General features: G+C 54.2%; 17 protein-coding genes. 10 read left to right on the plus strand and 7 right to left on the minus strand.

The annotated features are described in order from the left end of the window. Positions 1 to 231 precede the first annotated feature (231 nt). From BN3772_RS23445 to BN3772_RS23470, 6 genes are all read right to left on the minus strand, one after another. Complete coding sequence (locus BN3772_RS23445) at positions 232 to 957, minus strand: spermidine synthase (RefSeq protein WP_042202672.1); 726 nt, start codon at positions 955 to 957, stop codon at positions 232 to 234. A gap of 12 nt (positions 958 to 969) precedes the next feature. Continuing rightward, positions 970 to 2472, minus strand: coding sequence for a response regulator (locus BN3772_RS23450; RefSeq protein ID WP_042202675.1), 1503 nt, complete (start codon positions 2470 to 2472; stop codon positions 970 to 972). Between the two features lie 34 nt (positions 2473 to 2506). After that, the gene (locus BN3772_RS23455; protein ID WP_042202677.1) at positions 2507 to 4414 is read right to left on the minus strand and encodes a cache domain-containing sensor histidine kinase; all 1908 of its coding nucleotides are present in this window, start codon (positions 4412 to 4414) and stop codon (positions 2507 to 2509) included. 24 nt (positions 4415 to 4438) lie between these two features. Then, complete coding sequence (locus BN3772_RS23460; RefSeq protein WP_042202679.1) at positions 4439 to 5272, minus strand: carbohydrate ABC transporter permease; 834 nt, start codon at positions 5270 to 5272, stop codon at positions 4439 to 4441. A 2-nt stretch (positions 5273 to 5274) separates the two neighbouring features. Further along, positions 5275 to 6168: a carbohydrate ABC transporter permease gene (locus BN3772_RS23465; RefSeq protein ID WP_042202680.1), complete on the minus strand. Its 894-nt coding sequence runs from the start codon at positions 6166 to 6168 to the stop codon at positions 5275 to 5277. 124 nt (positions 6169 to 6292) lie between these two features. Beyond that, the gene (locus BN3772_RS23470; protein WP_042202682.1) at positions 6293 to 7642 is read right to left on the minus strand and encodes an ABC transporter substrate-binding protein; all 1350 of its coding nucleotides are present in this window, start codon (positions 7640 to 7642) and stop codon (positions 6293 to 6295) included. 487 nt (positions 7643 to 8129) lie between these two features. Between BN3772_RS23470 and BN3772_RS23480 the strand changes: the two genes are divergently transcribed. From BN3772_RS23480 to BN3772_RS23525, 10 genes are all read left to right on the plus strand, one after another. Then, positions 8130 to 10817 carry a glycoside hydrolase family 2 protein gene (locus BN3772_RS23480; RefSeq protein WP_086074727.1) on the plus strand — a complete coding sequence of 896 codons (2688 nt, stop codon included), beginning with the start codon at positions 8130 to 8132 and terminating at the stop codon, positions 10815 to 10817. Between the two features lie 266 nt (positions 10818 to 11083). After that, a complete protein-coding gene (locus tag BN3772_RS23485) occupies positions 11084 to 13240 on the plus strand; it encodes an alpha-galactosidase (RefSeq protein ID WP_042202686.1) in 2157 nt (718 codons plus the stop codon). Between the two features lie 92 nt (positions 13241 to 13332). Beyond that, a complete protein-coding gene (locus BN3772_RS23490) occupies positions 13333 to 14361 on the plus strand; it encodes a hypothetical protein (protein WP_042202689.1) in 1029 nt (342 codons plus the stop codon). A 290-nt stretch (positions 14362 to 14651) separates the two neighbouring features. Then, on the plus strand, positions 14652 to 14996 hold the full coding sequence (locus BN3772_RS23495; RefSeq protein WP_039869907.1) for a hypothetical protein: 345 nt from the start codon (positions 14652 to 14654) through the stop codon (positions 14994 to 14996). Positions 14997 to 15178: 182 nt separating this feature from the next. Beyond that, the gene (locus BN3772_RS23500) at positions 15179 to 16264 is read left to right on the plus strand and encodes an ABC transporter substrate-binding protein (protein ID WP_042202691.1); all 1086 of its coding nucleotides are present in this window, start codon (positions 15179 to 15181) and stop codon (positions 16262 to 16264) included. Positions 16265 to 16266: 2 nt separating this feature from the next. After that, the gene (locus BN3772_RS23505; protein WP_042202692.1) at positions 16267 to 17229 is read left to right on the plus strand and encodes a nucleoside hydrolase; all 963 of its coding nucleotides are present in this window, start codon (positions 16267 to 16269) and stop codon (positions 17227 to 17229) included. A gap of 25 nt (positions 17230 to 17254) precedes the next feature. Next, on the plus strand, positions 17255 to 18073 hold the full coding sequence (locus tag BN3772_RS23510; protein ID WP_042202694.1) for an ABC transporter permease: 819 nt from the start codon (positions 17255 to 17257) through the stop codon (positions 18071 to 18073). Positions 18074 to 18077: 4 nt separating this feature from the next. Beyond that, positions 18078 to 18866, plus strand: coding sequence for an ABC transporter permease (locus BN3772_RS23515; RefSeq protein ID WP_042172978.1), 789 nt, complete (start codon positions 18078 to 18080; stop codon positions 18864 to 18866). Positions 18867 to 18895: 29 nt separating this feature from the next. After that, complete coding sequence (locus BN3772_RS23520) at positions 18896 to 19960, plus strand: ABC transporter ATP-binding protein (protein ID WP_042202696.1); 1065 nt, start codon at positions 18896 to 18898, stop codon at positions 19958 to 19960. A gap of 22 nt (positions 19961 to 19982) precedes the next feature. Next, positions 19983 to 21704 carry an adenine deaminase C-terminal domain-containing protein gene (locus tag BN3772_RS23525; RefSeq protein ID WP_042202698.1) on the plus strand — a complete coding sequence of 574 codons (1722 nt, stop codon included), beginning with the start codon at positions 19983 to 19985 and terminating at the stop codon, positions 21702 to 21704. A 275-nt stretch (positions 21705 to 21979) separates the two neighbouring features. Here the strand turns inward: BN3772_RS23525 and BN3772_RS31080 are convergent. After that, the coding region (locus BN3772_RS31080) for a hypothetical protein (protein WP_209443697.1) at positions 21980 to 22169 on the minus strand (190 nt) is incomplete at its 5' end.

Below are 22169 nucleotides of genomic sequence, written 5' to 3' on the forward strand. Positions count from 1 at the left end.
GATGGTGGGCAGAATGGGCACATGAAAGGCAAAAGTGCCTCTAATTCCGCCGAAAGCGGCGAAATGGTCAAATCAACAGCAAAAATGCCTCTAATTCCGCCGCTGGTGGGCGGAAGGAACAAATGAAAGGCAAACGTCCCGCTCGTCGGGGATTCCCCGACGAGGCCGGCCAGCCGGCAGAACTGGCAGCGGCGCGGGCACTGGAGCATGCCGCTGTGCAGCCCAGCCCCTTCAGTCCCGGATCACATGCCCCTGGCCAAGGCTGACCGGAACGAAGCCGGCCAGCTGGCGGGCCTGGTAGCGGACGGGACGGCCGCTGCCCATCAAGAGGATGTTGCGGACATCCGCAGCGCCCTCGGCCGGCAGGGCGAAGGCTTCAACATAAGGGTAGTGTTCGCTGAGCGTAGTGTGGATGGCGCCCATCAGCCGGTCATTTTCGCTTTTGCCCATCAGGTTCATGAGGACGGAGCCGCCGGAATGGAGCTTGGAGCGGGTAAGAGCGAAAAATCCGCTGGAGATCAGATGCTGCGGCGTTCCGGCTGCGGTGAAGGCGTCGAGCAGAATATAGTCATACTGTCCGTCCCGCTCCGCTTCCAGCAGGCTTCTGCCGTCGCCGATCATAACGTTGTCCTGGGCGTAGCCGAAATGGGATCTGCTGTAACGGACAACCTCGGCATTCACCTCAGCCACCTTAAAGCGCTTTTCGGCAAAATAACCGGCAATCGTGCCGATCCCGTGCCCGATCAGGAACACGTCCTGAAACAGCGGCCGGTTGAACTCCATGAGGTGAATCATCGCCCGCGGGTATTCGAACACAATACGCTTAGGCTGCTCCAGATCAAGCGCTCCCTGGATAGCATCTCCTGAGAACTGGAGCACACGGAAGTGCCCTTTTTCTCCATATAGCTCTGTAGTTTCATACACCTGGATTTCATCATCGTTATTCTGTGGCTGCAAATCAAGGACTCCTTACACGTGGGAAATTCGTTTATATTCATTCGGCGTGACGCCGACAATTTTTTTGAACAGCTTGTTGAAGTAGGCGGGATCGGGATAGCCGACCTCGGTGCCGATTTCGTGTACCTTCAGATCCGGGCTGTTCTTCAGCAGCTGCTTGGCAGTCCGGATACGGATGTCAATCACATAATCCGTAAGCGTCAGCCCCGTCTCCTGCTTGAACAGCTTGCTCAGATAGGTTGGTGTCAAAAACACCATGCCGGCAAGCATATTTAAATCGGCATGCAGCTTATAGTTGGCGGTCAGCCAGCGTTTTACGGTTTCAACAGCCGTCCCGGACAGCTCCAGCCGGTGGGTACGGATATCCTCCAGCACAGCACTTAATGATGAGGTGAACAGTTCTTCAATATCACCAAGGCTCATGCAGGCTCTGATCTGCTCCTCCAGCCCCGGACGGTTCTCCTGCCGGCTTCGGGCTGCTTCAAATTCCTTCAGCTCATTGCGTACCGTTTCCTCCACCTGCTGCAGGCTGCGGATGATAAGCTCAGGATAGGCCTGCTGTGCCTCAAAGATACCGAATAGTCTGTGAATCCACTCCCGGACCCCGGGGATATTCAGAATTTGCAGCTCATGAATAAGCAGTTCACGTACGGGGAGGAAGGGATCGGCAGAGGTTACGCGGCCGGCAGGCTTCAGCTCCTCAATAGTAGCATAATGCAGCAGCTGCGGGTTATAGATTCCTGCATCGCAGGCCAGCTTGGCTTCGAGATAAGCGGCCCTCAGCTGGGCGGGCTCGTCATATGAGCTGCTGACCCCGAGATGCAGATGCTGCTGCGGACAAGCCGTCCCGATTTCACTGGCTGGTTCCCGCCGCTCGGAAAGAGTGAGCGGTTCCCGCGAATACCGGACCCAGGCCAGCAGCCCTTTATGAACTTCAAGCAAATCTGATGTAATCCCCTGAGCTTCGCGAAGGTGGTCTGCATATGCGATAGCTCCTTCCAGGCGGCCCCCCTTCACAACAGTAACTGTAAAATAGGGGAGGGGCAGGAGAATACCGCCTATCAGAGCAGACGAAGGCTCTGCGATCTGCAGCAGCGAGAGCAGCAGCCCGGAGCGCTGGCGTTCTTCCTTGTCCCGCTGCAGCTTCTGCTCCTGCTCAAGTGAATAAAGCACCTCGAACAGCTGCTCCTTGTTAATCGGCTTCAGCAGGTAGTCCACAGCTGAGCTGCGGATTGCCTCCCGGGCATAATTAAATTCGGTGAACCCGCTCATCAGCAGTGTACGGATCTGCGGATAGCTTGCCTTCACCTGTCTGATCAGCTCCAGACCGTCGATCTGCGGCATGCGGATATCGGTAATGACAACGTCTACCTGCAGGGACGAAAGCTCATCCAGCAGCTGCTTGCCGTCCGGATAGGTACCAAGGACACAGAAGGAGCTGCTCTCTTTGCTGATCATCCGGGCCAGGCCTTCGCGGATCAGAACCTCATCATCTACAATGACTATGCGCAGCAATACCGTCGCCCCCTTTCCTGAATTTGCTTTTGTCTTATTTTTCGCCTCGCATGTCCCCAGGCTCTTCTATCCGCAGGATCACGCGCGTGCCGCGTCCAGGCTCGCTGAACACCTGCAGCCCGCAGGAGCTGCCGTAATGCAGGCGGAGCCGTTCGTTGACATTGCGCAGCCCGATGCCAAACATCTCGCTGTCGGTGCTGTTCATCAGGTTACTGTTGAGCAGGCGCAGCGTGTCACTATCCATGCCGACACCGTCATCGGCGACGCAAAATACGGTTCTGCCATCCTCGCTCCACGCGGTGATGCTGACGGTACCCGGGCCTTCTTTTGGCTCAAGGCCGTGAAAAACAGCGTTCTCGACAACCGGCTGGAACACCAGCTTGAGCACAGGGAGCGGTAAAAATTCCTCCGGCACCTCAATGTCCAGCCTGAACTTATCCGGGAAGCGGATCTGCAGCAGGTTGAGATAATTACGCACATGATCCAGCTCATGGCGGATGGACACCATTTCCTCACTGCGGACAATACCGTAGCGCATCTGTACTCCAAGCAGGTAGGTCAGCTCTGCTACACGCGGATCATCACTGCCTTCCGCCAGCATACGGATGGATTCCAGCGTATTGTAGATAAAATGCGGGTTAATCTGGTTCTGCAAAGCACGCATATCGGCTTTCTGCTTACGCTTCTCGGTCAGCGCCACTTCCTGGAGCAAATCCTTGACCCGGATAATCATCCGGTTAAAGTGGCTGCCGATCATTCCAATCTCATCATTATATTTAGGAGACAGCCATACATCCAGGTTGCCGTGCTGCACCTGCTTCATCAGCCGCACCAGTGATTTCAGCGGCTTGGTCAGTGCATAGGATATAAAGGTTGCTGCCACCAGCGCAATGGCGACAATCGCCAGTGTAGTCAAAATCAGCGTATTGCGGGTTTTCTGCACCGGAGTAAGAATGCGTTCCAGCGGGATTGTGACCATTGTGGTCCAGCCGGTTTTCTGAGATACGGTATATACAGCCAGATAATCCTGCTCCTCCAGCTGGAATTGAAAATGTCCTTCCGGGCCAATCGTCTGCGGGAGCAGCAAAGCGATGTCCTGCTGCTCCCGGCCGGAGCCTGCAGCTCCAGTGTAGCTGCGGATACCTGAAGCAGTGGAAGCAGCGGCAGGATCGGCAGGATCGGCAGGATCGGCAGTTACGCCACTGCCGCCGGACTCCGCAGTTATACCGCCGTAGACCAGCCCGCCATGCTCATCTATTATAATCGTGTTGCCTTGAGTGACGGCGTTAACCGGCTCGGCGATGCCTTTGAACAGCCCGATGTCGATATCGAATACAATCATGCCGATCGGCTTCAGCATGCTGACCGAGGACACCGTCCGCATTACGCTGAACACCTCCCGATGCTCGCCGGAGTTCACCCTGATGGTGTGCCGGCCTTGTACAACAGGAGCAACCCCGGCCTCTTCGGTCAGGCTCCGCCACTGCGCCATCCGTTCTGCCGGGAACAGCTCATTAATACCGGGAGCCCGGTCATAGAACACATAACCGTATTTATCCACGAGGTATACGGCAGTCATCTCTTCCTTGGTATGAATCAGATAGCTCAGGAACATCGACATGCTGGTGTTCTTTTCCCAGTCGGCGTTCTGCTGCTCCAGATAGAATTGTACATCGGTATTGTAGAGCGGCAATGCGGTGTATCTTTTCAGGTCGGCGATATATCTGTCGATGGTATCCGAGGCATTGCCCGCCATCTGTCCGGCGCTCTTCGTGGAGCTCTGCAGCACCGAATAAAAGGTGGAGCGCGAGGACAGGTAGCTGACATAAGTGATCGGCAGGGAGAGCACAAAGACGAATACGACAATCAGCTTGCGCTCCATCGGCAGGTTGGCCAGGAACAGCCAGAGTCTGCGCGGAATGCTCAGGATATAGGAAACCACAGGGCTTGTTCCTTTCCGTACACCCTATTTTACAGCGCCGCTCGTTACCCCTTCAAAAATATAACGCTGCAGGAAGAAGTACAGAATGACCGTCGGCAGCAGAATCAGCAGAATCGCCGCACAGATCAGATTCCATTCGCCCGAGTTGACCCCCTGGAACCGCATCAGGATTGTGGTCACAACGCCAAGGCTCTGTTTGGGCATATAAAGATAAGGGATGTACATGTCATTGTAGATGCTGATCGTCTTCAGAATAACCAGCGTAGCTGTCGCCGGAGTCAGGAGCGGGAAGATGATCGAGCGGTAGATTTTGAACAGGGAGGCCCCTTCGACCATGGCGCTCTCATCGAGATCAAACGGAATGTTACGGATAAACTGCAGGTACAGAATGATCTGGATCACGTCCGCACCGATGTAGAGCACAATGGGAGCACCGAGCGTGTTGTATAGCCCCAGGCTTTTGATAATGCCGAAGGTAGCGACCTGGGTAGTGATGCTCGGAATAATGGTGGCTACCAGATAAGCGCCGAATACAAGCGGTTTCAGTTTGAATTTGAAGCGGCCCAGCACGTATGCCACCATTGTGCCAAACAGAATGTTCAGGGTCAATGTAATTATGATGATCACCAGCACGTTGCCGAAGCCGCTGAGCAGCCCCCCGCGCTGGAACACGGCGATAAAGTTATCGAAATTCAGGAAGCTTTTCGGCAGAGCCATCGAGCTGCTGGAGTTGAATTCATCCGTAGATTTGAAGGCATTGATGATAACTACGTAAGGCGGAAAGAGGACGACGAAGACTCCGATCAGGAGCGTAACGTATTTAATAAAATCAACAGAGCGGAATTTGCTGTGAGTCATAATTATTTGTCTCCTCCCCGGCTAAGCACTAACTGCTGCACCACCAGCACAATGACAACAAAGAAGAGCAGGATGATGCTCATTGCCGAGGCCAGCCCGTAATTGTTAAAAGCAAATGCCGTATCGACTACCTTCTGTACATAAGTCTCACTGGCACCGGCCGGGCCGCCTTTGGTCAGCACGAACGGAAGGTCGAATACTTCGAGTGCTCCGGTAACGGTCAGGAACAGGTTAAGCTGGATGACCGGCTTCATGTTAGGCAGGGTGATTCTCCACAGTGTCTGGAAGGAGCCGGCACCGTCGATTTTGGCCGCTTCATAAATGTCCTTCGGGATAGCCTGCAAGGAAGCGATATAAATGACCATGTTATAGCCCATGAACCGCCAGAAGCCGGTGGAAGCGAGCGAGTAGTTAACCAACCCTTCGGTACCGAGCCAGCTGGTCTGGCCGAGTCCGGTAAGCCCGATGCTGTTCAGGAACAGGTTCAGGGAGCCGTTAGTCGTGTCAAAAACATAGCCGAACATAAAAGCCACCGCGACACCGTTCATGATATAAGGCAGGAAAAGCATGATGCGGAAGGCATTTTTGCCGCGCAGCTTACTGCTAAGCACGACAGCGAAGTAGATAGCAACGATATTCTGGAGAATCCCCATGACAAAATAGGCAAAGTTATGGGTAAACACCTTGAAAATATCCGGATTGCCGAACACCTCACGGTAATTATCCAGGCCGACCCACGGTTTCTCAGGGCTATAGCCGTCCCAGTTGGTGAAGCTGTAATAGATCAGCTTGAGCGCCGGATAATAAGTGAATGTTGCCAGCAGCAGCAGCGGAATGGTCAGAAAGGTAATGATGATAATCATCTTTTGTTTGTTATAGGATAATGTGCCGAACATGTCTTTAACCTTCTTTCCGTAAAAGCGTTTCTTTGGAATGACGACAAAATGGATTATCCAGAGAAGGCATAATCCATTTTGCGCCGAAGTTTATGCTTAGCTAAGCTGCAGCGTGTCTACAGGATCAATAGCCGAGGTCTTTTTTAGCTTTGGCCCATGCTTTGTTCCATTTGTCAAAGACGGTCTGCGGATCTTTAGCCAGGACGAATTCCTGGGCCATAGCCGGCAGGTCGAGCTGGGCTTTGTTGGTGATTTCAGTAACCTGGGCGTCATCCACAGTACCTTCCTGCAGAACTACACCGGTAGCCTGGAATTCTTTCAGCTGAGTCAGGTTGGATTCTTTGCCCTTGAGCGGAGAGATGAAGCCGGCAAAATCCTCATACCCGGAATCCTCAATCATCCATTTAACGAAAGCTTTAGCAGCGTCAACATTTTTGCTGTTCTTGGCTACTGCGTAGAAGAAGTCAGGGCTCAGCGGAGCTGTGATCGTGCCTGAGTTGTCATAAGGAAGCGGGAAGAAGCCTACATTGTCGGAAGTTGTGCCTGCACCGATAACCTGGTTGATGACCCAGTTGCCGAGGTAGTACATGGCGAATTTACCGGATGCGATGTCTTTCTTCGATTGTTCCCAGTTGGTGGAGTTGATGTCTTTTTCCAGATAGCCTTTCTCATTCAGCTCTCTAAGCAGGCTGAGCGATTTGCCGTAGCCGTTGTCCATGGTAAAAGGAGTGTCGGAGGTCAGCTTTTCATTAGGGAAATTAGGGTCGCCGTCGATAATCCGGGGAACGGAATACACCCAGTCGTTCAGCGGCCATTTGTCTTTAAAGTTAGAAGCGAGCGGCACAACGCCGGCAGCCTTCAGCTTGTCGCAGGCAGCGAGGAATTCGTCCCAGGTCTTAGGAATTTCAGTGATGCCGGCATCGGCAAATGCTTTCTTATTGTAGACAATTCCTGTAGTGGAGTTGCCTGTAGTGATGCCGTACAGTTGGCCTTCATAGGATTTGAAGTCTTTAAAGGTAATCTGGTCGGTCAGGCCGAGGTCATCGAGTGATGCAAAATATTTTGGCAGGTCGGAGTTAGGGATGGTCGGGATGAACATGACGTCAGGCAGCTCGCCGCTGGCCATTCTGACTTTTGCCTGCTGATTGTAGTCGGTCTGGGAGGCTTCAAATTCAACCTTGATATTCGGATACTTTTCATTAAAGCGCTTAACATATTCGTCATACTCTTTGCCGATCATGTCGGTTCTGTTGGTCAGGAAGGTGATTTTGCCGCTGATATCCGCGCCGCTTGGGGCTGCCGGTTCAGTGGTTGCTGCTGCATCACCGCCGGTATTAGCAGGAGCAGCAGTTGCGGCAGGCTCATCAGTGGCTGTGGCGGCGTTGTTGTTAGTGTTGTTGGAGCCGCAGCCGGTCAGGGATAGAGAAAGAATCATGATAATAACAAATGATAACGAAAATAACTTGTTTCTCATTGTGTAGTCCCCTTTTCGTTTGATTGTTAGCGTTTACATGGATATTATAGCGCGATTTAGCGGCTTGATAAATGTATTGAATTATTATTTATTGTCTTTATTTGTTCTCTTTGTGGGATTATAATTAGATTGTTGCTAACAACATAATAACAAAATAAAATGGTTATCGGATGCAGTTAGAAATAAGCAGATATATAAGAGCTCACAAAACTTAAGTGTATGCTTTCGAGGCGAGTTTTGTACGAGGCGAGTATAGAGGGCATATGCTAACAAAACTTAAGCGTATGCTTTCGAAGCGAGTTTTGTACGAGGTGAAGTCAATGGAGCGTATGCTCACAAAACTTAAGCGTATGCTTTCGAAGCGAGTTTTGTACGAGGCGAAATCAATGGAGCGTATGCTCACAAAACTTAAGCGTATGCTTTCGAAGCGAGTTTTGTACGAAGCGAGTATAGAGGGCATATGCTAACAAAACTTTTAGGAGGACTCATGACACACAAACAGCTTGTTTTGGACAATTGGGAATTCAGGGCCAGCGGAGATGAATCGTGGCTTCCGGCAGCGGTGCCGGGAACGGTACATACCGATCTGCTGCGAAGCGGGCTGATTGATCAGCCTTTTTATGGAACGAATGAGCATAGGCTGCAGTGGATTGATAAGAAGGACTGGGAGTACAGAACCACGCTGCAGCTGGATGAGGGCTGGGAGAGCCTGGCGGTTACGGAGCTGAATTTTGCCGGGCTGGACACCTATGCCGATGTCTATGTGAATAATGTGCATATGCTTTCCGCGGATAATATGTTTTTGGCTTGGACAGTGGATGTCAAAGAGCTGCTGCGGACCGGGGAGAATGAGATCCTGGTGAAATTCCGCTCGGTGGTGACAGAGGATCTGCCGAAGCTGGAGCAGCTGGGTTATGACCTGCCAGCCCCGAATGACCAGTCGGAGCTAGGCGGCCTGGAGGAAAAGCGGATCAGCGTATTTGCGCGTAAAGCACCCTATCATTATGGATGGGACTGGGGTCCGCGGTTCCTGACCAGCGGTATCTGGCGTGAAGCCGTGCTTACCGGACGGAATGCTGCGGCGATTGCAGATGTGTACATCCGGCAGGATGAGGTTAAAGAGACGTCGGCACGCTTGACAGCAATAGTAGAAGTGGATGCGCCGGACAGCTGGTCGGGAACGCTGCGGATGACTGCGGAAGGGCAGGAGTGGACTCGGGAGGTTACACTGGAGCCTGGTAAGGGCGTGGTGGAGCTGGACCTGGTAATTGATCAGCCGCGCCTGTGGTGGTGTAACGGGCTGGGAGCGCCGGCGTTAACCGCGTTCCGGGCGGAGCTGCTGGAGAATGGGGCAGTGCTGGCGGATGCTGAAGTGAAGACCGGTCTGCGCGAGATCAAGCTGATCCGCAAACCGGATGCGAAGGGCGCTTCATTTAAGTTCGAGCTGAACGGTGTGCCGGTGTTTGCAAAGGGTGCCAACCATATTCCGAATGACAGCTTTATTACAGAAGTTACGGAAGAACGCTACCGTCATGAGATCGCATCAGCGGCAGAGTCGAATATGAACATGCTGCGGGTATGGGGCGGCGGCTTTTATGAAGAGGAAGCATTCTACCGCCTGTGTGATAAGTACGGCTTGCTGGTATGGCAGGACTTTATGTTTGCCTGCAGCATGTACCCGGGAGACGAAGCGTTCATGGAGAATGTGCGGAAAGAAGCAGAGTACAATGTACGCCGGCTGCGCAATCACCCCTGTATTGCATTGTGGTGCGGCAATAATGAAATCGACTCCGCCTGGGCGCAATTCGAGGAGAATAAGGGCTGGGGCTGGAAGGAGAAGCTGAGCGGAGAAGTCCGGGAGACGCTGTGGACGGCTTATGAAGAGATTTTCCACCGTATTCTGCCGGAAGCGGTAACAGCACATCATCCGGGAATCGATTATTGGCCTTCCTCTCCGCTCCGTGAGCTTACTAATGATGCCGATCAGCATTCTGTGCGCATTGCAGGTGATGGGGATGTTCATTACTGGGGCGTGTGGCATGGCATTGAGCCGTTTGAGAACTATAACGTAAAAGTCGGCCGCTTCATGAGTGAATACGGCTTCCAGTCCTTCCCTGAGCTGAAATCAGTGCTTACCTATGCGGAAGAAAAGGATATGGAGCTGGAATCGGAAGTCATGCTGGCCCACCAGAAGAACGGGCGCGGCAATCAGATTATCAAGGAATATATGGACATCTATCTGCCTGAGGCTAAGGACTTCAAGTCGTTCCTCTACATGAGCCAGATTCTGCAGGCTGAGGCGATGCGGATGGCGATAGAGAGCCACCGCCGTAACAAACCGTACTGTATGGGCACCTTGTATTGGCAGATGAATGACTGCTGGCCGGTGGCTTCCTGGGCGGGTATGGACTATTACGGCCGCTGGAAGGCGCTGCAGTACACTGCACGCCGGAGCTTCAATGACGTTATACTTTCTGTCGAGGTGACGGAGGGGGATAATGTACAGGTCCATGCGGTATCCGACCTGCGTGAAGACCTTAGCGGTGAGCTGGCGGTGAGGCTGCAGGACTTCAGCGGAACGGTGCTGAAGGAGTGGAAGCAGTCTGTGCAGCTGGCAGCTGATTCATCCGCGGTGGTGTTCACCGTGCCGTTGGCTGAGCTGATGGCGGGGGATGGTGCTTCGGAGCGAGTAGTACTGGTTGCTGCTCTGGAGGCGGCGGACGGTTCGCTGCTTGAGCGCAAGGAGCACTACTTCGCTGCGGCAAAGGAGCTGAAGCTGGAGCAGCCGGCTCTGACGGTGGCGGCGGTGCCGGGCAGCGGCGGCTTGAGCTTCACCGTCAGTACCGATGTGCTGGCGAGAGGAGTATACCTGACGGCGGAGCAGGAGGGCATCTTCTCGGACAACTACTTTGATCTGCTTCCGGGTCAGGTGAAGACGGTGCAGTTCCTGCGGCGGAGGGCTGATGAGGCGGCTGGCGCTGGAATGGAAGCTGGAGCTGGAGCAACTGTAGAAACTGGAGCTAAAGCAGGAGCTGGAGTAGCAAATGTAGAAACTGGAGCTAAAGCAGGAGCTGGAGTAGCAAATGGAGCTAAGGCCGGTGCTGGAGTGCCGTACTTCGTTCCGGCTGCTCCGCAAGGACTCGAAGTCCGCTCGATGGCGGATTATGTCAAGTAATCAGATACAACGCTCAAGGCACCAAGATGGCTAACCAGTGCGGGGGAGTTAGCGCAATTAGTGAAGGAGTCCCGACAAGTGATGATGCCATGATGCCGCTACCAGAGTCTCGATAGAGGGAAAAGTCCCTCTGATTGAGGCCGAAGGGAGCCGCCAGGGCCAGATTAAAGGTGAAATCCCTCTATTTTCACCTAAAATCATCTGGCGTGGACAAATAGGCGGAGTGAGATAAAACATACCTAACATTAGGGAGAAGGAGCCGGAAAATGGCCATTTGGGTACAGGAAGACAAAGGGATATTTCATTTGCAGAGCAAGGGTATGAGCTATATTATCGGTCTTTATAACAACTATCCTATGCACGTATATTGGGGCAAAAAGCTGCGCCATGACGGAAATCTGGACGGACTGCCGCATCTGGGCGTGGGCACTGCGCTTGATCGGCTTCCGCAGGAATATCCGCAGTACGGTACAGGAGATTACCGTGTGCCGGCTTATCAGGTCAAGCTGGAAGACGGCACACGGATCACAGAGCTGCAGTACACCGGATACCGCGTGCTGGCAGGCAAGCCGCAGCTTGCCGGACTCCCGTCCGTATATGTGGAGTCGCCGGAAGAAGCGGATACACTGGAAATTACGTTGCGCGATGATTACGCAGCACTAAATGTAATCTTGCGGTACACTGTATACCGCGATACAGATGTCATTGCCCGCTCGGTGGAGCTGGTCAATGACGGGCAGGCTCCGCTGGACCTGCTCCGTGCGCTGAGTGCTTCTGTCGATTTCCCGGAAGACGGCCAGTTTGATCTGATTTATCTGTCCGGCGGCTGGTCGCGGGAAGGAAATCTCACCCGCAGACGGCTGGAGCAGGGCACGACGGCGCTGCAGTCCCGCCGGGGCATGAGCAGCCATCAGCACAATCCGTTTGCCGCACTGGCTAAGCCGGGAACGGACGAGCACCAGGGAGAAGTATATGGCTTCTCCCTGGTCTACAGCGGCGGCTTCGCTATTGAAGCCGAAGTGGATGCGTTCAGCCATACCCGGCTGGGTATCGGGCTGAATCCGTTTGATTTCTCCTGGCGGCTGGCTCCGGGAGAGAGCTTCCAGACACCGGAAGCAGTAATGGTGTATTCGGCTGAAGGCCTCGGCGGCATGTCACGGACCTATCACCGTTTGTACCGCACACGTCTGGTAAGAGGAACCTTCCGTGATAAAGAGCGTCCGATTCTCGTAAACAACTGGGAAGCGACCTACTTTAACTTCAATGCCGACAAGCTGGTGGACATTGCTGAAGAAGGCTCCAAGCTGGGAATTGAGCTGTTCGTGCTTGATGACGGCTGGTTCGGCAAGCGGGATGCCGATAATTCCTCTCTCGGTGACTGGACCGAGGATCTGCGCAAGCTGCCCGGCGGACTGGCTGACGTAGCGAAACGGGTCAATGATCTTGGCATGCAGTTCGGCCTGTGGGTCGAGCCGGAGATGATCTCGCCGGACAGCGACCTGTACCGCGCGCATCCGGACTGGTGCCTGCATGTGCCGGGACGCCGGCGGACGGAAGCACGCTGGCAGCTGGTGCTTGATCTGACGCGTGCTGAAGTGCGGGATTATGTGTATAATGCGCTCAGTAAAATATTCTCCAGTGTACCTATCGCCTATGTGAAATGGGATATGAACCGTAACCTGACGGAGATCGGCTCGGCTGAACTGCCGGCTGAGCGCCAGGCTGAAACGGCCCACCGCTATGTGCTTGGATTGTATGAGCTGATCGACCGCCTGACGGGTGATTTCCCGCATATTCTGTTCGAGAGCTGCTCCAGCGGCGGCGGCCGTTTTGACCCGGGTATGCTCTATTACATGCCACAGACCTGGACCAGTGACGATACGGATGCGGCTGAACGCCTGAAGATCCAGTACGGTACCAGTCTGGTCTACCCGATAAGCGCGATGGGCGCACATGTCTCTGCGGTACCTAACCATCAGGTTGGCCGGGTTACACCGCTGTCGTTCCGCGGTGATGTCGCTATGTCCGGTAACTTCGGCTACGAGCTTGACCTGACGAAGTTCACCGATGAGGAGAAGGAACTGGTGAAGCAGCAGGTAGCGAATTACAAGGAAATCCGCAGCCTCGTACAGCAGGGTAATCTGTACCGCCTGCAGAGTCCGTTCGAGGGTAACGAAACGGCGTGGATGTTTGTTTCCGATGATCAGCGTGAGGCGCTTGTATACTACTTCCGGGTGATGGCTGTGCCGTACCCGGCACGCCGGACGCTGAAGGTCCGCGGCCTGAACCCGGACCTCGACTACACAGTGCTGGATAGCGGTGAAGTCTTCGGCGGTGACCGGCTGATGCAGGCAGGACTGGCGCTGCCTGACATTCAGCGCGACTATGTGAGCGGCTGCTTCCATTTGAAGGTGCAGAATTAATGGGTTAATTAAATAACATGATTAATTAAATGAAAAGCTTTGAGTAAGCCGGGGAAACCTGGCTTTTTATATTTTTACTTGGGAACAATAAAGTGAAAGGCAAAAAAGCCCTTGATTCCAGCTCACACGGGCGAAACGGCGGAATCAAAGGCAAAAAAGCCTCTGATTCCAGCCCGCGCGGCCGAATTGGCAGGATCAGAGGCAAAAGTGCCCTTGATTTCAGCCCACGCGGCCGAATTGGCAGAATCAGAGGCAAAAGTGCCTCTGATTCCAGCTCATGCGGGCGAAACGCCGAAATCAAAGGCAAAAGTGCCTCTGATTCCAGCTCACGCAGGCGAATTGGCAGAATCAGAGGCAAAAATGCCCTTGATTTCAGCCCACGCGGCCAAATTGGCGAAATCAGAGGCAAAAGTGCCTCTGATTCCAGCTCACGCGGGCGAAACGGCGGAATCAAAGGCAAAAAAGCCCTTGATTCCGGCTCGCGCGGGCGAAACGCCGAAATCAAAGGCAAAAGTGCCCTTGATTTCAGCCCACGCGGCCGAATTGGCAGAATCAGAGGCAAAAGTGCCTCTGATTCCAGCTCACGCGGGCGAAACGGCAAAAGCAAAGGCAAAAAAGCCTCTGATTTCAGCCCACGCGGCCAAATTGGCGAAATCAAAGGCAAAAGTGCCTCTGATTCAAGCTCGCGCGGGCGAAACGCCGAAATCAAAGGCAAAAGCGCCTCTGATTCCAGCTCACGCGGGCGAAACGCCGAAATCAAAGGCAAAAATGCCTCTGATTTCAGCCCACGCAGGCGAAACGCCGAAATCAAAGGCAAAAAAGCCCTTGATTCCAGCCCGTGCGGCCGAATTGGCAGAATCAGAGGCAAAAGTGCCTCTGATTCCAGCTCGCGCGGGCGAAACGGCGGAATCAAAGGCAAAAGTGCCTCTAATTCCAGCTCGCGCGGGCGAAACGGCGGAATCAAAGGCAAAAAAGCCCTTGATTCCGGCTCGCGCGGGCGAAACGGCAGAATCAGAGGCAAAAAAGCCCTTGATTCCAGCCCGTGCGGCCGAATTGGCAGAATCAAAGGCAAAAATGCCTCTGATTCCGGCCCGTTCTTGATTGCAGCGCACACGGTCTAGCACCTGCCGCCATATGTTCATGGCCTCACATTCAGCGACCACCGCCATATGCTCATAGCCTCACACGCAGTCTCCGCAAACACGGAGCCAAGCGGTAAAAGGGCTGTTTTACAAGTTATACTCCCGCCATTTCCTGATCAATCCCTGTTCACAGAACGGGGTCAATGTTCGGATTTAGCGTTACTTTCATGTCAATTTTAGTTTTTTTGTTGCCGAAAATACTTTAACTATGTATAATAGCAATTAATCTTGATGCGATTGTACGATATTCTGTTTTCGAAGGTGGTTTCATGGCAGAACTGGAAAACAGCGAGCAGAAGAAAAAGATGTGCCAGATCTACAATGAGATCTCCAAGGAATTGTTTGGCTTCGGGACGACCTTGCTCCGCGTAACTGTCGATCAGCGGGTCATTACCTTTCACGCCAAGCACCGCAGATCTCCACGGTCGACCGCCCTGGAAGGGGAGGCACCGGAGCTTAAGCAGGAAGTGGACTTCCGGATGTCGCTGCTGTTTAAGAAGCGATTCAAAGAACGGCTTGAAGAAGAGATGGGCCTGACGATTGAGGTTCTGCTCCGAGATTACGATGCACCGACCCAGTGGGCTTTTACGAATATGATACTGGCCGGAGAATGACCGCTTCATCTTAATATCCGCGGATTTTTGCTTTTGATCTATCTTAAGCGAAGACCGTCCTTCTATAACGGGTAGCTCTTGACTTTGTTTACACAAAGGAAAGTGTTCTTGTTCCTACAAGAATGCTTTCTTTTTTTTATGGAAAAATAGATCACAACTATATTCTCAGGAGGTTTTTACTAATGAAAAAGATCATGACAACCGGCCTTGCCCTGGCCCTGACTTCAATGCTGGCGGCTTGCGGTGCAAGCAATGCGGCAACGAATAACACAGGCACTGACAACGCGGCAACGGGAAATACAGCGTCAGGAGAGCCGACAGAGCTGGTCATTTCCACCTGGGGCTTCTCTGAGGACTTCTTTAAGGAAGCGGTCTACGCTCCGTTTGAGAAAGAGCATAATGTCAAAATCGTCGTGGAAATCGGCAATAACGCCGAGCGTCTGAACAAAATCCGTCAGGGCAGCTCCGATGTAGATGTAGTCTACCTGTCCGATTATTATGCGCAGCAGGCGATTAATGAAGGCTTGTTCGATACGATCGACAGCAGCAAAATTCCGAACCTCCAGAACATTTATGATATCGCAAAAGCACCGCTGGGTGCAGAATACGGTCCCGCGTACACGATCGGACGTCTGGGCATTGCCTACAATCCGGCTCTGACTTCAGGTGAGGTTACGGCATGGAGTGACCTGTGGACCAAGTTTGATAAAAACCTGGCGATGCCGGCAATTACCGCTACAGCAGGCCCAATGGTCGTTGATGCGGCATCGCTTGCTACCGGCAGCTCGGACTTCAACGAAGATACAGCGTTCACGAAGCTGAAAGAGCTGGACAGCAATGTTGTGAAATACTACAGCCAGACCTCCGAGTATGTGAATATGTTCGGCCAGGAAGAAATCGCCGGCGGCCCGATTATGGAAATGTACTTCAAGGATCTGCAGGCGGCTGTGCCTGATGCCAAATTTGTTGCACCTTCTGAAGGCGCTTATGCCGTAATGAACACCGTTAACGTAGTTAAAGGCACTGACAATAAAGAGCTGGCTGAAGAGTTCATCAACTGGCAGCTGAGCGAGGAAGTCCAGGATGCATCCGCCAAAGCAAAGGTGGATTCCCCGGTTAACATGAACGTAATGCTGACACCTGAAGAAGCGGTAGGCGTAACTTACGGTGCTGATGTTATCGGGCAGCTGCGCAAGCTGGATATGTCGTTTGTGAACCAGCACATCACCGAGTGGACGGACCGTTTCAACCGTGAGATTGGCGGCTAAGGATGACAGCGCGTAAAAAGGTCATTCTGGATGTCGATACAGGAGTGGACGATGCGCTGGCGATTATGCTGGCTGTGACGAGCGGACAGCTCGACGTACTCGGAATCACAACCGTTAGCGGTAATGTCTCACTGGATCAGGCGACCCTGAACACCTGCAAGATTCTGGAGCTGCTCGGCGTGTCCGGGCAGATTCCAGTCTTCCGCGGGGCGGACCAGCCGCTGGTCCGGGATAGCGTGTTCGAGCATCGTGTACACGGCTCTGACGGGATTGGCGGCGCACTGGCCGGTATGACGGTAACGAAGCAGGCAGAAGCAGAGCGGGCGGAGGATTTCATCATCCGCCAGGTGCTGGCACAGCCGGGTGAGGTCACGCTGATTATGACTGCGCCGCTGACCAACCTGGCACGCGCGCTGCACAAATGCCCGGAGCTTACGCAGCATGTCGCTGAAGTTATTGTAATGGGCGGTGTGGTGCAGGGCTTCGGGAACATTACGCCGACGGCGGAATACAACATGTACGTTGATCCGGAGGCGGCCAAGCTGGTGCTGGCGGCCGGCTTCCCCCGGCTGACGCTGGTCGGGCTGGATGTGACCCGCAAGGCGCTGCTTAGCGTAGACGATATAGCGAGGCTGCAGAATCCGGTGATCCGCGATTATGTGGAGAAGAGTACGGCGGATTACCGTACGCGTTATTGGGAACGGAACGGTGTGCAGGCCTGTGCGCTGCATGATCCGCTGGCAGTGGGTGTGGCACTGGACCGCTCATTCGTTACTGTGCACGATTATTATGTAGATGTTGAGACAAGAAGTGATCTTTGCGACGGCCAGACCGTCTGCGATTTCCAGAACCGCTTGGCAAGACCAGCGAACGCCGGTGTCTGCCTGGAGGTGGATGCACCCGCTTTTCTGGAATGCTTCATTAACAGCTTGAACAGCAATAGCTTTAACAGCCTGAACCAATAGCAGAAGAAGGACGGGAGTCATTAGAATGAACAAAAAAGCACTGTACCTGCTGCTGCCGGGCCTGTTGTTCCTGGCAGCCTTCATGCTGGTCCCGATTACGCTGACCATTGCCTCCACGTTTGTGCAGGACGGGAAGCTGACGCTGGAAGGGTATCTGCATTTTTTCCGGGACGGGTACTTTAACCGCATCCTGCTGACTACGCTCCGGGTGAGTGTGGTGACAACGCTGGTCTGCATGCTGCTCGGATATCCGGCGGCTTATTATATCTCACGGGCAAGCGCCCGCAAGAAGAGTATTCTGCTGGCGCTGTCTATTTTTCCGCTGCTGACGAGTCCGGTGGTGCGTTCCTTTAGCTGGATGATTATTCTGGGCAAAAAAGGGCTGATCAACTCCTTTCTGGTCAACATCGGACTGATCGACAAGCCGCTGGACATCCTCTATACGCCGGTGGCGATGATGATCGGGCTTGTGCATCTGTTCCTGCCGCTGATCATTATCACCCTGCTCGGGGTTATGGAGAATCTGGATCACGAGCTGGTGCGGGCGGCGCGCAGTCTGGGCGCTTCCCCGTTCGCCGCTTTCCGCAAAATCACCTTCCCGCTGACGGTGCCGGGCCTGATTATCGGCGGCATTCTCGTCTTTGTCGGCAGTCTTACGGCGTATACAACACCGGCGCTGCTCGGCGGTAAGGAGCGGGTGGTCTCGACCTTCCTGTACCAGAACGCCATGACGCTGAATGACTGGCAGGCGGCCTCGGTCATCGCGGTCATTATGATTGTCATTACATTTGTGGTGGTGGGGCTGATGAACGCCTGGGCCAACCGCCTGAATCCGAAGGGGTGAGAACATGAAGGAAGGCAACCGCGTGCTGTCACTGTACACACTGCTGGTCTTTATATTTTTGCTGGGTCCGCTCGTAATCATCTCGATCACTTCCTTTGAGCCGGGCACGGTCCTGAAATTTCCCCCTGAGGGCTTTTCGCTGAAATGGTACCGGAATATTTTTGAGGTCAGCGCCTTTATGGACACCTTCAAAACCTCCATTATCATCTCGCTGCTCGGTAATCTGCTGGCGCTCCTGCTGGGTGTGCCTGCGGCCTACGCCCTGAGCCGTTACCGGTTCCGCGGACGGGATACGCTGAATGCGATTTTCCTGTCGCCGGTGCTGATTCCCGGGATTGTACTGGGCTTCACGCTGCTGCGCTACCTGATTGTCGTCTACGGGCTGCCGATCGTGGCCGGACTGCTGATTGGACATACGGTGATTATGCTGCCGTTTATTATCCGGGTCATTGCTTCAAGCCTGGAGAATTTCGATTTCGCGGTGGAGGAGGCGGCGCAGAGCCTGGGTGCTTCGAGGCTGTACACGTTCTTCAAAATCGTGCTGCCCAACATCCGCTCAGGGATTCTGGCGGCGATTCTGATCGCTTTTCTGGAGTCGTTCAACAACGTGGATATTTCCGTCTTCATGACCGGTCCGGGGATCAGTACCCTGCCGATTCAAATGCTGACCTATGTTCAAAATTACTTCGATCCTACAATTGCCGCGATCTCCGTCATTCTGATGGTGCTGACGGCAGCGCTGATGTTTGTCATCGAGCGGCTGATGGGATTCGCTTATTTTACTAAACGCTGATTTATTAAAGAGTAAGGGGGCATAACGCAATGTCACTTTTAAGTCTTGAGCAGGTATCGGTTGCTTATGACAACCGTCTGATTCTGGAGGATTTTAATCTGTCGCTGGCAAAAGGGCAACTGCTTTCACTGCTCGGCCCGAGCGGCTGCGGCAAAACAACGACCCTGCGCCTGATCGCCGGGTTTCTGAATGCGGAAGCGGGAGCTTTTATGTTTGGGGGAAAAGATTACACCAAGGTTCCGGTCGAAAAACGTAATTTCGGCTTCGTGTTCCAGAGCTATGCGCTGTTCCCGCATCTGTCGGTGTTTGACAATGTGGCGTTCGGCCTGCGGCTGCGCAAGCTGAAGGAAGCGGAAGTGAAGAAGCGGGTAACCCGGATGCTGGAGATTGTCAGTCTGGGCGGCTTTGAGAAAAGACTTCCGGCAGCCCTGTCCGGCGGACAGCGCCAGCGGGTCGCGATTGCCCGGGCACTCGTCATTGAGCCGGATCTGCTGCTGTTCGATGAACCGCTGAGTAACCTTGACGCTAATCTGCGGGTGAACATGCGCGTGGAAATCCGCCGCATCCAGCAGGAACTGGGCATCACGACCGTCTATGTCTCGCACGACCAGGAGGAATGCTTCTCGATCTCCGATCAGGTAGCGGTCATGAATAACGGCAAAATCGAGCAGCTCGACAAGCCGTCGGCCATCTTCAAATACCCGGCCAGCGAGTTCGTGGCCCGGTTTATCGGGTTCGGGAACTTTATCGCTTTTGACGGACGGAATGATATGGGTTCAGATATTGAGCTTAGCAGAGGAGCGCTGAAGTTCCAGGCGGCCAAACGGCCGGAGGGCCTCGGCAATACGGGATTGCTCGGAGCAATCCGCCCTGACGATTTGCAGCTGTTCGGTGAGCCGGGAGCTGCGGGTATCGACGGGAATACACTTCCCGGAACGGTGCAGATCAGCACGTATCTCGGCCGCAGCTACCAGTATCAGGTGGAGACGGAGCTGGGCGTATTCACGGTGAATCAGGAGATGGAACAGCCATTTGTGCAGGGACAGCGGGTTACGGTTTATTTTCCAAAAGAGAAGCTGGTGCTGGTGCAGTAGCGCTTCATAAGGAGCAGACATGATGATTACAGATCAACTTATACTGAACGCTAAAGTGTACAACAGTTACTATAAACGGTTCGAGACGGCGAATGTTGCGGTAAAAGACGGGCGTTTTCTCTATGTCGGCCAGCTCGGTGCGGAAACGTTCACAGCTAGCGAGACGATTGATGCCAAGGGGCAGTATCTGGTGCCCGGGCTGATTGATATCCATCTGCATATTGAGAGCACGATGATTACACCGGAGACGTTCTCCTACGGAATTCTGCAGCACGGGGTTACGACGATTGTGCCCGAGCCGCATGAGATGGCCAATGTGTTCGGCGTTGAAGGTGTGCATGAGATGATCCGGGCCAGCGAGGACTGCCTGGTGGATATGTTCTATGCGATTCCAAGCTCAGTGCCGGCGACTCCGCTGGAAACGACAGGCGGTTCGATTGAAATTGCTGATATCGATGAGCTGATGGAGACGGAGCAGATGATCTGCCTCGGCGAGGTGATGAATTTCGTCGATGTCATCCGTGATCCTGATTGTAAAAGCAACCAGATTCTCCAGCACGTCCGCAGCAAGTATCCCGGTCTGGTTATCGAAGGCCATACGCCGAAGCTGCTCGACCTTGATCTGCATCAGCTGATCTTTGCCGGGATTGATTCGGATCACACCCATCAGAGCATTGAAGGCCTGACTGCGCGGATTGCCGCCGGGATGTTCATTGAGATTCAGGAGAAGTCGATGACACCGGAGGTTATCGGCTACCTGATTCAGCATCCGGTCAGCGAGCATTTTTGCTTCGTGACCGATGATGTGATGACCGACTCGCTTGCAGCGACCGGCCATCTGGATCATCTCGTCCGCAAGGCCATCGCTATGGGCATGGCGCCTGAGGCCGCTGTCTATGCGGCCACCTACACGCCGGCCCGGCGGATGAAGCTGGATGACCGCGGCGTGATCGCGCCGAACAAAACCGCCGATTACCTGCTGCTCTCGGGCCTCAGCAGCTTCACGATTGAGGCGGTCTACAAGCGGGGCGCGCAGGTCTGGGACCGCAGCCGGCCGCAAGCACAGCCTGCGCCTGCGCCGCGCTTCCCTGCGCATTTCTACCGGAGCGTGCAGCTTGCGCCGCTTAGCGCCGGCGACTTCGCGGTGCGCCCGGAGCTGCCTGACGGCCGCTACGGCGCCCGGGTAATGACGGTCAACAACGTGTCCACGTTTACCGAGGAGAAGCATGTGGAGGCCGAAGTGAAGGACGGCCTGCTGCAATGGCAGGACACCGGCTGCGGCCTGATCGCCACCTTTGAGCGGTACGGCAAAACCGGCGGCCGCGCCTACGGCCTGATCGGCGGCGACACGATCAAGCGCGGTGCGATTGCGACGACGTATTCGCACGACAACCACAACCTGCTCGTCGTCGGCCATGGCGCCAAGGACATGGCGCTCGCCGCCAATACGGTCATTGCCGAGCAGGGCGGCTTCTGCGTCGTCTGTGACGGCGTAGTGCTGGCGCTGCTGGCGCTGCCGGTCGGCGGCATCCTGACCGAGGCGCCGCTCGCCGAGACGGCGGAGCGCGTGCTGGGGCTGCGCACAGCGATGGAGTCGCTGGGCTACAACCACTACAACCCGATCATGTCGATCAGCACGCATTCACTGCCGGTCAGCCCGGCGCTGAAGATTACCGACTTCGGGCTGATCGATGTTGTCGCGGGCAAGGTAGTGCCGCTGCTGTTCCCGCTGGGAGAAGCGTGAGGGGGAAACTGCTGGCGGTTTCGCTGGGAGAAGCGTGAGGGGACAACTGCTGGCGTTCCGCTAGGTGAGGAGTGAGGAAGGTGCTTCCGCTCCGCTGCGTGAAACGTGAGGATAAGGCGCTGTCGTTGATTAGGGCGGAGCGATAAAGGAGGGGCGTCCCAAGCGGGATGCCCCTTTTTGCACCATATACATTGTAGCGGTAACAGAGACTCTGTGCCCGTTGCCGGGTCTGGGCTGCTCGGTAGTAACTTGGCCTGATTTGTGTGAATGGAGGATTAGCAGTGATGGGCGTTAATGCTGGCTGGCAGTGCTAATTTTAGATCTTGAGTAGCCAAAAGCAGGCAGGCTGAGCTGGCAGGTGCTGAGTAGCTGAAAATGAGTGGCTGAAGCTGGGTAGCTGAAGTTGGGTAGCTGATGCTGAGTAGTTGAAGCTGGGCGCTGATGCTGAGTAGCTGAAGTTGAGTA

The sequence above is a fragment of the Paenibacillus camerounensis genome, assembly GCF_000723885.1.
GTDB classification, from domain to species: Bacteria; Bacillota; Bacilli; order Paenibacillales; family Paenibacillaceae; genus Paenibacillus_AQ; species Paenibacillus_AQ camerounensis.